The 14,711-nt window shown below is 45.1% G+C and carries 9 protein-coding genes; 6 read left to right on the top strand and 3 right to left on the bottom strand.

Annotated elements, in window-relative coordinates:
• The first annotated feature begins 580 nt into the window (after positions 1 to 580).
• Together ACRBG0_RS21095 and ACRBG0_RS21090 are read left to right on the top strand one after the other, a co-directional pair.
• On the top strand, positions 581 to 3,097 hold the full coding sequence (locus ACRBG0_RS21095; RefSeq protein WP_431488831.1) for a transglycosylase domain-containing protein: 2,517 nt from the start codon (positions 581 to 583) through the stop codon (positions 3,095 to 3,097).
• A gap of 139 nt (positions 3,098 to 3,236) precedes the next feature.
• Positions 3,237 to 4,304 (top strand): Fic family protein, encoded by a 1,068-nt coding sequence (locus ACRBG0_RS21090; RefSeq protein ID WP_431488830.1) that lies wholly within the window; start codon positions 3,237 to 3,239, stop codon positions 4,302 to 4,304.
• A 10-nt stretch (positions 4,305 to 4,314) separates the two neighbouring features.
• On the opposite strand, the gene ACRBG0_RS21085 is transcribed toward ACRBG0_RS21090, so the two are convergent.
• Entirely contained in the window at positions 4,315 to 6,387 is a 2,073-nt protein-coding gene (locus ACRBG0_RS21085) for a hypothetical protein (protein ID WP_431488829.1), read from the bottom strand.
• Positions 6,388 to 6,441: 54 nt separating this feature from the next.
• Entirely contained in the window at positions 6,442 to 7,671 is a 1,230-nt protein-coding gene (locus ACRBG0_RS21080) for an alanine dehydrogenase (protein ID WP_431488828.1), read from the bottom strand.
• Positions 7,672 to 7,875: 204 nt separating this feature from the next.
• Here ACRBG0_RS21080 and gyrB point away from each other — a divergent pair, with 204 nt between their 5' ends.
• Positions 7,876 to 9,858 carry a DNA topoisomerase (ATP-hydrolyzing) subunit B gene (gene gyrB / locus ACRBG0_RS21075; protein ID WP_431488827.1) on the top strand — a complete coding sequence of 661 codons (1,983 nt, stop codon included), beginning with the start codon at positions 7,876 to 7,878 and terminating at the stop codon, positions 9,856 to 9,858.
• 197 nt (positions 9,859 to 10,055) lie between these two features.
• Entirely contained in the window at positions 10,056 to 10,658 is a 603-nt protein-coding gene (locus ACRBG0_RS21070; protein ID WP_431488826.1) for a hypothetical protein, read from the top strand.
• A 1-nt stretch (position 10,659) separates the two neighbouring features.
• On the opposite strand, the gene ACRBG0_RS21065 is transcribed toward ACRBG0_RS21070, so the two are convergent.
• Positions 10,660 to 12,435: a BamA/TamA family outer membrane protein gene (locus tag ACRBG0_RS21065; RefSeq protein WP_431488825.1), complete on the bottom strand. Its 1,776-nt coding sequence runs from the start codon at positions 12,433 to 12,435 to the stop codon at positions 10,660 to 10,662.
• A gap of 104 nt (positions 12,436 to 12,539) precedes the next feature.
• Between ACRBG0_RS21065 and hemW the strand changes: the two genes are divergently transcribed.
• Together hemW and ACRBG0_RS21055 are read left to right on the top strand one after the other, a co-directional pair.
• Positions 12,540 to 13,682, top strand: a complete 1,143-nt coding sequence (hemW, locus tag ACRBG0_RS21060; protein WP_431488824.1) for a radical SAM family heme chaperone HemW — start codon at positions 12,540 to 12,542, stop codon at positions 13,680 to 13,682.
• Positions 13,683 to 13,807: 125 nt separating this feature from the next.
• A complete protein-coding gene (locus ACRBG0_RS21055; RefSeq protein WP_431488823.1) occupies positions 13,808 to 14,608 on the top strand; it encodes a hypothetical protein in 801 nt (266 codons plus the stop codon).
• Positions 14,609 to 14,711 lie beyond the last annotated feature (103 nt).

Below are 14,711 nucleotides of genomic sequence, written 5' to 3'. Positions count from 1 at the left end.
GTGAGTGAACTATTTCACGCGCTGCACAGCCAGACAGCGATTTAGTAGCTTGAAGCCAGCTAAAAGCAAACACAAACAAGTGGTGTAGAACATGGCTTTTTCGTTTTGTATATCGGTATATGTCCGATAGTAGGGATGAGGTAAGTGGGGGGAGGGTAGTTTTTTTAAAAAAAAATATGCTTACCGAATTTCTTAGCGTAAAGAACCCTCGTTTCTTGCGAAAGCAATTTGACGAAATCGGACATTCTAATGGGGATTTGCGAGTTTTAGCAAAAGTTCTCACGTTGAAAATAATTGGCCACAGAAGAGGCACGGCAGTTTTTTTAAATTAAAAAATTGCATGATTAAAAAATAAAAAACATTTTATATTAACACTATCTTTGTCGTCGGTTCGTTTTCTTGCGAGAGAAAAAAGTAGCCGCGAAAGCACCAAGGCACTAAAATTCACGAAATATTTTTTTGTGTTATTCTGTGGTTTCGTGTCTTAGTGGCAAGAAAAAAAGCAAAAATAACCTCCGTGTCTCCGTGTCTCTGCGGCAAAGAAAAAAAGCGATAAATAACCTCCGTCCAACACAGCAGTATGAATTGGCAAAAAGAATTTCAGAAAATCACCACTAGCTTTCAGCAGTACCTTGGGAAGAAAGGCCAACGGTTTGGAGCCTGGTTCAAGGAGCAGTCAAAATTGCGACTTGCTATCTATGGAATAGGTGGGCCAATAATCGCTGGTGTAGTAGCTGTATTAGTGTTGGCTTTTTTGGTGTGGCAGGGTGCTTTCGGCGCACTGCCTACGTATGGTGAGTTGCAGAATGTGGAGAACAACCAGTCATCAGAAATTTACAGCGAAGACGGTGTGCTCCTGGGCAAGTATTACATAGAAAACCGAACCGACGCGCGATTGGATGAGATTTCTCCCGAGGTCATCAATGCGCTGGTCGCTACGGAAGATTCCCGCTTTTTTGAACACAGTGGTATTGATTTACGATCCTGGGGCCGTGTACTGGTGAAGTCAATATTAATGCGTGATGAATCCTCTGGCGGGGGAAGCACATTGAGCCAACAGTTGGCTAAAAATCTGTTTCCTCGGCGAGGGTATGCTTTTTTAGGGATGCCTATCAACAAGCTACGGGAAATGTTTACAGCCCGTAGGTTGGAAAGTATTTACAACAAAGAAGAACTCCTGCGCCTGTATCTCAATACCGTCCCATTCGGAGAAAATGCGTTTGGTATCAAAGTGGCGGCTTTTCGGTATTTCAACGAGTCGCCCGAAAACCTGAGTACGGAAGAAGCGGCTGTATTGGTGGGAATGCTCAAAGCAACGACGGCTTACAATCCTCGTCGCCATCCGGAAGCTGCTACGGAGCGCCGCAACGTAGTGTTGAGCCAAATGGCCCGCGCTGGTCACCTGGAGGCCAGTGTTTTGGACAGCCTGCAAGCTTTGCCACTTGAGCTAGACTACCAACAAGAAGGCCACAATGAAGGAATGGCTACCTATTTCCGCGAGCAACTCCGCCAGGAAGTCACCAGCCTGATAAAGGACCTCAAGAAACCTGATGGCAGCGCTTATAACCTTTATACCGATGGCCTGAAAATTCATACTACCATCAATAGCAGAATGCAACGGCACGCCGAGGCAGCAGTGGCCTACCAGTTGCCATTGGTGCAGCGTCGGTTTGAAGACGACTGGAAAAAGCGCACCCCTTGGTCGGAAAGAACACTGCAAAGTGCATTGGAAAAAACGCAGCGTTACCAAGACTTAAAGCAAAAGGGGGCCAATGAAGCGCGGATTCAGAAGAGTTTTGATAAGCCAATGCCGATGACCATCTTCGTTTGGGGAGAAGGCGCGGTGGATACGCTGCTCAGCCCGATGGATTCGCTCAAACATTATTTGACATTACTGAATGTCGGCTTGCTTTCTGTTGAGCCACAGACCGGGCTAGTCAGGGCTTGGGTAGGCGGTGGTGATCATCGTTTTATCCAGTATGATCACGTAAAATCACGGCGGCCAGTAGGGTCTACCTTCAAGCCAATTGTTTACACGGCCGCCTTGCAGAGTGGGATGATGCCCTGTGAGTATACCTCGAATGAGCTACGTACTTATGACCAGTTCAAAGGCTGGCAGCCCCATAATAGCGATGGGAAATACGGTGGAGCTTACTCCTTGGCGGGTGCGCTCAGTAATTCGGTCAATACCATTGCGGTAGAACTTCTCCTCCGGGCGGGCGTCAAGAATGTAGTGAAGCTGGCACACGATATGGGGATCAGTAGCAATATCCCAGAAGTGCCTGCAATCGCACTGGGGGCAGTGGAGGCCAACTTGTTGGACATGGTGACGACTTATGCGACCTTTGCCAATCGAGGTTATCGCCCGGATCGCCTCCATTACCTAGATCGGATAGAGACGGCCGAAGGTGAGGTTTTATTAACCTTTGATCGTCCCGATGGCAATCGTTTTAAGAAAGTACTAGAACCCGGCCACGCAGATATGATCCTGAATATTATGCAAAGCGTGGTAGACAGTGGCACAGCAAAACGCCTGCGTACCGAGTTTGGTATTGGCGGTACACTAATGGGAAAAACAGGTACCACTCAAGATCAAGCTGATGGTTGGTTTGTTGGGTTTAACCCCAAAATGGTAACAGGTGTATGGGTAGGTACGGACCATCCCGGTATTCATTTTCGCAGCCTCTCAAGGGGACAAGCATCACGTACGGCACTGCCAGTTTTTGGCTCCTATACCGTACGCGTAATCAAAGACAGCAACTTCAAAGCGATCCGAAGGGCTACCTACCCTGAACCGCCGGAGATGGTGCTCGCCTTATTGGAATGCCCACCTTATTTGCCAGAAATGCCGATTGTGGGTTACGAAGACGCCCCCGTTGATCAGATGGTAGAATGGAACCGCACCATTGAATCAATGGACGCTGCGCTTCTGCAAGAGCTCCTTGATAAGAATCCCCGTCGCGAAAACGAAACGCTGGCGGAATACGCCCAAAGAATACGCCGAAAGAGTGAGCGATACGAACGCCGGGATGAGCGCCGAGAACATTGGGGTAAAGTGCTCTTTGGCAAGGATAAGGATGATGGGGGGGGTAGGTGAAACAGCGTTTTATGATGTGCACGAAACGGACGTGATTTTGTGCGCGAATTATTAACGTGCACAAAAAGGTGTTGTTTTTGTGCACGTCAATGTATATATGCACAAAAAAAGCATTATTTTGTGCGTATAATGCGCACTTATGGCTTCTTCAATTATACCTTTACCCCGCGACCTTAATCTACTGACTATTCCTGTCCTGTTGCAACTTAACAGTGCGAGTAGAGCACTAGCTGAGTTGAAAGGAGAAGCAAAAACTATTCCTAACGAGCATATTCTTATCAATACATTGGGATTGGGAGAAGCTAAAGATAGTTCTGCTGTAGAAAATATTATTACGACCAATGATGAGATATTTCGAGCAGGAATAGACGATAGTTACCAAAATCTTGCTGCAAAAGAAGTACAAAACTATATATCTGCCTTAAATACGGGGTTTCAGATGGTTCGAGAAACAGGCTTACTGCTCAATCGTACCATCTTAGCTATCCAAAGTGAGTTAGAAAATAATAATGCAGGCTTCCGTGTCATTCCCGGTACGACGCTGAAGAATAATTTAGGAGAAACGGTTTATGAGCCTCCTCAAGATCGAGAGGAGATCAAAGACCTCATGGGGAATCTAGAAAAGTATATTAACGATAATAACCTGGATACGCTTGATCCATTAATAAAAATGGCGATTATTCATCATCAGTTTGAGAGTATCCACCCTTTCTATGATGGCAATGGACGTACTGGGCGTATTATCAATATTTTGTATTTGGTAAAAGAAGGTTTGTTGGATATCCCCGTTTTATATTTAAGTCATTACATCATTCAAAATAAACTTCTCTATTACCATCATTTGCAGGCTGTACGTGAAAATAATGAATGGGAGGCCTGGGTTGTTTATCTACTTAAAGGGGTAGAAGAAACAGCCTATCAAACGATTTATCTCATCAAGGAAATAAGAGAATTGATGTTGCGCTATAAAACAAGAATGAGGGAGGAAACTACTTTTTATCGAAAAGAATTGCTGGAGCACCTTTTTCAACACCCTTATACCAAAATCCAGATTATGGAGAAGGCGCTAAATATTCATCGTAATACAGCTTCAACATACCTCAATACCTTAACAGCGCTGGGGTTAACTGAAAAAGTGAGACTTGGCCGGAGCAATTATTATATCAACACCGCTTTATTCGATTTACTCCGGCAAGGTCTTGCTTAGATAAATTTTTCTACATTTTATACTCCGTAGGTGTCCCCTCCATTTCCTGATCTGGTCCCTGCTGGGCAGCGTCGATCATGAGGTCGTCCATCCCCCTTCCACGAACACTTGGCGTAGGCAATGCCATTGCTCCAAACAGCTGCATGTCTTCATCAAAATGGCGGTAAAGTTCATCCAGTGGGATCGTGAAAGCTTCTTCTACATCAAAGTCATTGAGGTTATCTACCCCTAGGATATCACCAGCAATGAACTGCCCTAGCTGAAAATAAGACTCCCATTGAATTGGATCAAAAAATTGATCAGCAGTAGACTCATGAGGAAAATCGGGATTGTAAATTTTGTACTTGTACGTACCATACTGGAAAGCGTCCTTAAAGGCAGCGTCATCAGGCCGGCCGGTAGGTGCTGTAACGGTACTTTTTACGTAAACAAAAACACCTGTTTTCTTTCCGCCGGGATAGTGTACAATCTTTTCTTCGCCTTCGTCAGTACATACTTTTTCCCATAGTTGGTACAAATCAGCTACGGCAAATCGTTTGCGGGAATAGCCATGACTGGGGTTTACCCGCATGATGTCTTCTGGTATATTATCGGGGCGAAAACGGATGTCTATACCTAATTCGTTACGAGCTCTGACCGCTAGGTTTTCCAAGTCGGCAAAAGTAAATTTGGGGTCAGCACCAGCATCCACCGAGACGATGAGTTTGCATTGGCGACGGAGCAACTCCATGACACCAAGATTTTCAATATGCCCTCCGTCACTGATGTTGATCATCTTTTTATCAGTTCCGATACGACCAAATAGCTCGTAGAAAAAGTAGAAAGGCCACCAGACCAAGGGCCAGCTTGTTTTTATTTTGAGAGGATTCCAGGTCCAGAAACCAAGCCGTAGGTTGAAAACGGTAAGGAGAATACTAAGGAGTTTGTTGGAGTAAGCACCAAGCCCCGGGTTGACGGCTGCCGCTGAAATGGTGACCGCGGCGGGCAAGGTCATCTGCCTGTAACCAATAGTTTTCTCCGTCGGTACATAGCCTACTAGTTTGGCCCCGCAGTAAAGCGGAGAAAGCAGGAAATAATCGCTGGCTTTTGCCCCCTGGAAATTAGGATCTTTACTTGATTGTAGGTTCAAGCAAGTATTGATCAAAGGGTAAGGGGCGAGGTAGTCTTTAGCTTCATCACTCTGTGGTTGACACAATTGATGCAGAAAGATATTCTTATTGTTGGTGGCAAAATGAAGGTAAGCATCCGCCAGTTGCTTGCGGTAAAAACGATGAAAGCTGGTTGCGTTAGGGTTGGTGAATAACCCCATTAGTACCAAGATAAAGCCAGCTGTTACAAAAAAGAGAAGCTGCTCAGCGTTGGGTGATTTTACTGATTGAAAACTTTTAACCAACGGCCAACCAAAGGTGCTTAGAATGCCGACAACAACCAAAGTCTCTAGGTGGTTGAAGAGATTGGAGCTATCTAGCTTGTATACTTGTGCAATATTAAGCAGGTAGTGAAGTACGAATATGACAATGCCGCCATAAAGAAGTTCGGGCATCAACCACTGCCAATGATGCTGGAGCGCATCCATGAAGTTGACGGTAATCAAATCATAATAATCACAGAAAAAGTACGACCCTACGACCAGTGTTACCAGGATAGCAGGGCTCAGCAGGCTCATTAAAAAGCTGATCAGAAAAGCAACGACCAGGGTGAGTTGGTTCCATATTTTTTCCAGGCCAGTACCAGGAAAAAGGTATTCTCCATGAGAGCGCATGTAGGCCAAGTGCTCGGTCGCAAACAGCTTTCCATCTTGACCTCTTTCTTTGGTGGTAGCTTGAATATAAGCCCCGGTATACCCACCTCCTGAAACGGTACTCAGATAATCAGCTTGTTTGAGAATGCCAAACTTGTGAAGCGTTTTTAAAATCCCAAGGTTGATAGTAGCAGAACGGATACCGCCGCCGGATAGCGCCAAACCAAAACGATTGTTGTTGAGATCGGCGGCGAAATCATCCCCCATTATTTTTCTACGTCTTTCTCGCAAAAGCTCGTCTTCAGCAGCGATGACGTCGGAGTAGGTGTTTTTTGCAGACATGAATTGTGGGGTGTTTTTTTTAAAGTAATCCGGAAAAGCGAGTGTTTTACCCTCCTAGAGTGACGAAGTTATCAAAAGGTCCAGGTCAGTAGATTTTATGGAAAAGCGTTTGCCAAGGTATTCGTTTGTCAAACAACCTTTGTAAGTATATACGCCGTGGCGTAGGCCATAATCTCCGAAAAGGACTTTTTCAATGCTTTGAATGTCGCCAGCTCTTTGTAGAATAGGGGTCAGGATATTACTGGTGGCAATGGATGCTGTTCGGGCAATTCGAGAAGCCAGGTTGGGGACACAGTAATGAATTACCCCGTGCTTGATAAAAGTAGGGCGATCCAGCGATGTTACCCGCGAAGTTGCAAAGCATCCTCCTTGGTCGATGCTGACATCGATAATAACGGCACCATCTTTCATTTTTTCGACCATCCCTTCGCTTACAACAATAGGAGTACGCCCGCTTTCGGAGTGCATGGCACCAATGACGACTTCTGCTGAAATCAACTCACGTTCCAGGTAAACCGGATTGAGTGCGCTGGTATACAAAGGCCGCCCAACCTGGTTTTGAATTCTTTTGAGCTTGTAAATGTTGTCATCAAAAATGCGTACTTCTGCTCCTAATCCCAACGCAGTTCGGGTCGCATATTCTGCGACAATGCCAGCACCTAGTATAACGACTTTTGCGCTGGGAACACCTGATATACCACCTAACAAAACGCCCGCCCCGCCGCTGGTATTGGTTAATAATTCGCCAGCGGTAAGCATCGCGCTGATGCCTGCCATCTCGCTCATGATGCGAACAATAGGGAAGTAGCCGGAATCATCTTTGATATACTCCATCGCCAGGGCGATTACCCGCTTGCTTTTCAGGCGATAGATATATTCCGCATTGATGATAGGAAGCTGTAAAGGGGAAATCAATAGCTGGTTTGGCCGCATAAAGTCGATCTCATCAAGTGTAGGAGGAGCTACCTTGATGATGACATCCGCTTTGTAAACAACCTCAGGGCTATAGGCGATTTCTGCACCGGCCTCAGAGTAATCATGGTCAGAGAATTTAGATTTCTCCCCTGCGCCAGCTTCCATAACAACCCGATGGCCATGAGCGACCAAGGTACTGACAGAGGAAGGAACCAAGGCTACTCGGTTTTCCTGCAAAGTAATTTCTTTGGGAAGCCCAATATATAAATGCCGTTGCCTGGTACTGCGTTGTAAAGTCTCCGATTGGGTCATTAACTGGCCTTCGGTAAACTCTTTTGGCAGGGGGATTTTTTTCTCCTTATCACTCATGTTTCAAAAATAGGATTTTCCTACAGGATAATGGCAAGGGAAGACTCAACTTATTTTTTTCGCATGAATAAACTTGTACCAAATAGCTGGATTTTTGCTTCAAAAAGAAAGCATATTCGAGGAATTCAGGAATGTGAAAATATTTACCACTTTGAAGTTTAATAATAGTCTGAAAATAGGTCGAATTTTCGTACTTTTGCAAGAATGAGTACAAAGGAAAATCAAAGAGACAGCAAGGGTCAGCAAATGAATTACGGTGCTGATAATATTACCGCCCTCGAAGGGTTGGAAGCAGTACGTAAAAGACCCGGGATGTACATCGGTAGTACCGATAGTAAAGGCCTTCACCACCTTGTATGGGAGGTCGTAGATAACTCGATCGATGAACACCTTGCCGGGTATTGTAGCCAGATTGATGTTATCATCGAAGAAGATAATTCAATCACGGTTAAAGATGATGGCCGAGGCATTCCTACTGGTATGCATGCCAAGCTGAAAAAATCAGCCTTGGAGGTGGTAATGACCGTACTTCACGCGGGTGGTAAATTCGATAAGGATACTTATAAAGTTTCTGGTGGTTTGCACGGTGTGGGGGTGAGTTGTGTAAATGCACTCTCCAGTATGCTACGTGCAGAAGTACATCGAGAAGGAAAAGTATATGAGCAAGTATACCATCAGGGTAAACCTGCCGAGGATGTAAAAGTGATTGGGGATACGACCGAGCGTGGTACACGTGTTACCTTCTTGCCTGATCCGGAAATTTTCCGGGAAGATCGGATTTATAAATACGAGACTTTAGCCCATCGCTTGCAGGAGTTGGCTTACCTGAATTCTGGCTTGACTTTGACCCTTATAGATATGCGGTCTAAGGATGAGAATGGCGAGCACCGAAATGAAACCTTCTACTCTGAAGGTGGTTTGAAGGAGTTTGTTCTGTTTCTCGACCAAAGCAAGCAGCCAATCACAGAAAATCCAATCCACGTTACCGGAAAGGAAGATAACGTAGAGGTGGAAGTAGCGATGCAGTATAATACTTCGTACAGTGAGAATATTTATTCCTTTGTGAATAATATCAACACGCGAGAAGGAGGTACTCACGTAAACGGATTCCGTCGGGCCGTCAACCGAATCTTTGCCAAGTATGGGGAAGACAATGGGATGTTTAAAAAGCTGAAGTTCAAGGTCACCGGAGAAGATTTCCGGGAAGGACTTACGGCGATCGTTTCTGTTAAAGTACCTGAGCCTCAGTTTAAAGGCCAGACCAAAGGCGAGCTTGGTAACAGTGAAGTCACTGGTATTGTATCGCGAGCTGTAGGGAACGCTATTGGCGTTTTTCTTGAAGAAAACCCTAACGAAGCTAAGCGAATCGTTGATAAGGTAATCCTTGCGGCTACGGCTCGCCACGCGGCGCGTAAAGCCCGCGAAATGGTTCAGCGCAAGAATGTGCTTACCGGTAGTGGGTTGCCGGGTAAGTTGGCGGATTGCTCTTCTCGTTCACCAGAGGCCTCGGAGTTATACCTCGTGGAGGGTGATTCGGCCGGTGGTACAGCCAAGCAAGGTCGAGATCGTACTTTCCAAGCGATCCTGCCGCTACGCGGTAAAATCCTCAACGTAGAGAAAGCACTTGAATACAGAATCTACGAAAACGAGGAAATCAAGAACATGTTTACGGCCCTTGGGGTACGTATCGAGGAAAACGAAAATGGAGAGCGGGTTTTAAATATCGAAAAACTACGTTACCATAAAGTAATTATCATGTGTGATGCCGACGTCGACGGTAGCCACATTGTAACACTGATTCTTACTTTCTTCTTCCGCTACATGCATCGCCTCATTCAGAACGGCTACATCTATATTGCCAAGCCGCCGCTTTATCAGGTGCGCAAAGGCAAGCAGTTTCAATATTGCTGGTCGGAAGAAGAGCGCCAAGCGTCTGTTGATCATTACACCGAAGCTGGTGCTTCAGAGAACAGTATTAAAATACAGCGTTATAAGGGGCTTGGTGAGATGAACGCGGAGCAACTGTGGGAAACTACCATGGATCCGGATACACGTATCTTGGAGCAGGTTACGATCGAAGATGCACGCGGTGCTGACGATGTATTCTCCATGTTGATGGGAGACGAAGTACCTCCTCGTCGTGCCTTCATTGAAGCAAATGCTAAATACGCTAAGATTGACGTTTAAGAACGGTTGATTTTTGCATGAAATATTTTCACTGATCCCGAATTTTGCTTTTGCAAGGTTCGGGATCAGTTGTTTTAGCTAGTTTGGGATAAGGAAATAAATAATATGTGGAAAGAGTACAGAAAAGTCTGTAGCAAAGTGTGTCGATTTTTTTTTGCGAACTCCCTTACCTTTACAAGAATAAAAAACGAAAAAACATGTACAAATTCACCACTCTCCTATTGCCCTTTTGTTTTGTTGTGCTGAGCAATTGCGCTAGTGATAAACCAAGTACGGAAGATACTGTAGAGCAAGAAGCATCCCAGACCGAACAAACAACAGAGGCTGCTGATCCAGAACCTCCCGCAACATTAAATACGCCTACTGTAGGAGAAAAAGAGGAGACAGAAAGCGACGCTGATCAAGACGAAGAAACAAGTGCCGATAGCAAGATTATTGATCATCCCATCCAACCAGGGAAGCATAGTTTTACCCTTCAGTGGATCGGTTGGGATACCCCAGGTCAAGTAGAAGTCGAATTTTTATCCGATAACAAGTACAGTGTGAAGGGTGAACAAAAAGGCACGGAAAACGACGATTTTGCTTCTATCGATGGTGTCCTAATCTGGGAAGGCAACCAAACTTTTCAGTTTGATGGAGAGATCATCTCCCGTGTTTCTTACGTCAATGGCGGCGAAACCTGTGTGAAGAAAGGCCCCGTACATTTTCGGGCAACGGGTAAGCGTAAGTATTGGCGTTTGCAGGAAAAAGATAATTGTGAAGAAGGAAATGTCGTAGACTACTTCGATATTTATTTTTAGACTAAAACAAACTCACGTACCCAAAATGCACCTTGGGTGCCCCAAAGTCAAAAGGCTGCTGGTCTTGTCTGCCAAAAGCAAGACTAAGGCCAAATAGCCCCGCTCTAGTCTCAAAAGTAATGCCAGCCCCCAGTCCCTGATACCACAAAACGGTATCAATACCTGGTGGGCTGTTGAGGGAGGTATTGTCAACCCTGGCCCAATCAAAAAAACTGTAGAGGTAGGAGTTTGTCGTAAGAAGAAAGCGATATTCCAGTGTAAGTAAACCAAAGTTGGTAGCGAAGATGCCCTCTTCGTCAAAGCCACGAAGAAGTTGATTGCCACCAATGCGAAACTGCTCATTAGCGAGCACGGGTTCTGGTGCCAAAATACCAGCGCCCGTAAAGGCTGTTTTGATCACGCCCCGCTGTCCAGTGCTTTGATAGCGGGCCAGGTAGGTCTCTACGCGATACTGGCCACTGCGCAAAGTGAGACTGTCGTAAAGGTTGTCTAGCCCTACGGCTTCAATCTCTGCGTTGCGTCGAATAATTTTCTGACCGGCACCAGCAGATAGTTGCCATTCCCAGCCTTTGGTAGGGTTTGTGCGATAGTCTAGTTGACTGAGGTTGAACCGTAGTCCAAAGGTGCGCCGTCGTACATCCAGCGTGTCTGGCAAACGATCAAATTGCCGGATTTGTATGCTGTCGACACTCAGGAGGTTGGTTTGGTTTTGTGACCAAAAAGCTTGGACGCTCCGCCCGCCACCGAGTAGGTAGTCAACGCCAAGCTGCCAATTGAGGTTGATAAAATTGGTGTCACGCCGGTATAAGTTCAGTTGCGCATCTACACCAAAAGGAAGATTAAGTAAATAAGGATAATTAAAGGCCAGGTCCAATTCTTGGGTTTGCGGCCGTAGCTGTTCAAAAGCTACTGCTACGCGTTCTCCCTTGCCTAGCGCATTTTGGAGTGCGCCATCCAATTGCGCAGTCACCAATAAGCGTCCGGTTTGTTGACTTTGCGGAAGTACACCAACGATAAAATCAAAACGACTCGCTTTTTTTGGAGCAAGTTTTAGAATCAACCTCGCTTGATCGCCAATGAATTGTACCCGCGGTGTTTCTTGTAGTTGTACAAACGGAAGCTCTTGAATACGTTGCTGAACTTTCTTGATCAAGGCCTCGTTATAGATCTGCCCAGGAAATAGCCCCAAATGACTTTGTAGATAAGTTTTACTGATCTGAGCTTCACCGGTAAGGTCTATTTTTTCAAAGAAAATCAAAGGACCTCTTTGGATTGTTATTTTTGCATCCATGCTGCCAGGCGCTTGCCAGCGAATACTATCCAGCATTACTTGCGCGAAAGGAAAGCCATTGTTTGCAGCAATACCGGCTAGTTGCTCTTGCAATTGCAACCAACGATTAATATCAAGCGGTTTGTCACTGTACAAGCGGCTGCGAAAGCCAGCCTTGCTTAACCAGGCTTTGGGGATGTTATTGCCTGAAAGCGTCACCCAGCGGTAAAGAGGGCCGCGATGCAAAATCGCGGTGTACTTGTTTTGTGCTTGGAGTAATGTATCTACCGAGGCTTCTAAGTAGCCTTGCTCGTGCAGCTCCTTTATAAAGGTGTTGAGGCTGTTGTTCAACTGAAGACTGTCTGCAAAAGTACTGTCGGGGAAAGATTTGAAACCCTGTAGCTCTTCGTTATTCGCGTCAGCTGTAAGTATATGAAGGGTGGTCACCTGCCCGGTACCTGAAGTGGAGCATAAGAAAAGCCAGCCTATTACGAATAACAATCGCATGTAGTGAGAACAGGTGATTTGCGAAGAACTTGTTAGAAATCTTACCAATGCTAAAACGCCTTAAGCGGTCATTCGTTATGTTTACAGTTCAAAAATAGCCTTTTATGTCGGGTCTCTATCTGCATATTCCTTTTTGCAAGCAAGCTTGCCACTACTGTGATTTTCATTTTTCCACTTCAATGAAGTACAAAGGGGAAGTGACACAAGCTATCGTGCAGGAATTGATTTTACGAAAGGACTACCTGGAAAACAAGCACCTGAGTTCCGTCTATTTCGGAGGGGGCACCCCGTCATTGCTTGATGAGGAGGAATTAGCTGTTCTTTTTGAAACGATAAAAGCGTGTTTTGTGTTGGACGCTGATGCTGAGATTACCCTGGAGGCCAACCCGGATGACATTACAGAAGAGAACTTGGCGCGTTGGCAGGCTTCTCCCATCAATCGACTCAGTATTGGTATTCAATCTTTTGCTGATGCGGATCTTACCTACATGAATCGCGCACACAATGCTGTCGAGGCTCGCCGTTGTATTGCGATGGCCCAAAGTTTTGGTTTTAAAAACCTGACGGTTGACCTTATTTATGGAACGCCTACAATGCCAGATCTTACTTGGGAAAATAACGTGCGGACCCTTATTGATGCAGGGGTGCCGCATTTGTCGTGTTATGCGCTCACGGTAGAACCAAAGACGGCCCTGGCTTATCAAATTAAGACAGGAAAAAGTCAAGAGGTAGAAGAAGAGCAAGCAGCTCGCCAATTTGAAATGCTAATGCGCTGGTTAGGAGATGCGGGTTATGAACATTACGAGATCAGTAACTTTGCATTGCCGGGGCACCGAGCAGTTCATAATAGTAATTATTGGTTGGCAAGCCATTATTTAGGCGTTGGCCCCTCGGCTCATAGTTTTAATGGCCATTCTCGGCAGTGGAATATTGCTAACAATGCCAAGTATCTAAAATCGATAGCTGCACTAAAGGAGGATCAAGAAGAAGCTACGGAGGGTTTGTATGAAATAGAAAAACTTAGTCCGGTAGACCAATATAATGAGTATATCCTAACGGGCTTGCGCACAAGTTGGGGCGTGACAACGGATAAAATGGCTGCACCTTTTAAGGCGTATTTTATTGATAGTATTCATCAATTTGTTAACAAAGGGTTAGTTTTTGAAGAAAAAAGTGTTTTTGTTTTAACAAAAGAAGGAAGATTGTTGGCAGATAGGATTGCGAGTGATTTGTTTTTTAGTGGCTGATTACTAGTTTTTTGTGTCTAGCGGGGTGTTTTACTTGTGTGTTGTTTGAATAATTTATTGTTTTAAATATTTTGTTTATTAAAACAATAAGGTGTATATTTGTATCGGATCAAATAGGTAATAGTATGGATCTCGATATATTTGTAAGCAAAAAAGGTACAAAAGTGGTTTTGGCCACGAATCTTTACCAGGCACTTCAGTTGCCAGCTCAACATTACCCTGTTAATGTGAAGCGTTGGCTGAAGGATTATTATGAATTCTCTGATGGTATTCGTAAGCCCTTGAAAATGCAAGAATTTGCAGCAAGGAAAGTGGAGGGCCCTGTGTTGTGGTCCGACTATTACCTTTCTGTAGACTTCGCTAAGCAAATAGTGTTAAGGTCTCGCAGTAAGGTCAAGCAAAAATATGCTCGCCAGCTAGCTATGCTAACCGAAGGGGTCGATATAGCCGGACTAAGCTCTTCTCAGTTCAAGCATTTGATTGATATCACGAAAGCCATGACCTTAATTTCCTGCCAGGAAGAATGTGAACGACGCCACTTGCGGGTATATCGTGAGCGAAATAAGGGTATGGCTACCAATTGGTGGCAATATCGGGCCGAGGTTTTGGGCTACACCTCAGAAGGACTTCGCGATAAACTTCGCCGAAGAGGAACTGTGGAGGTCAATGGTAATCAAAGAGAATTATTGGCGCAACTTAATCCATTGGACTTGATTCGTGCTGGAGTTATTGACCTCTTTATGGCTGTTGGGAAAGCTCAGGATTATGCGGTGCGCATGGGTGATTTAGCAAAAGATTTAGCCGAGCGCATGGAGCTACAGTTAATTGATGATCACCGTAAGATTGATCTATTTACAGAAGCAGTTGATCCAGAATTAGTTCACCGCCTTAAAGAGCCGCTGGAAAAGCATTTAGTGGCTGCTTAGCTTTTGTCAGGTACTTGATGAAAATGAGATATACCATAGTTTTTACGCGTATACGCGCCCTCGGAATATCTCATTTTTCTCATTTGCATTAGCCAATTGTACG

Source organism: Lewinella sp. (genome assembly GCF_050633125.1).
In the GTDB taxonomy this organism is placed as follows: Bacteria; Bacteroidota; Bacteroidia; order Chitinophagales; family Saprospiraceae; genus Lewinella.
Note: the sequence above shows the minus strand (reverse complement) of the source record. Positions and strands in the feature narration are given on the sequence as shown.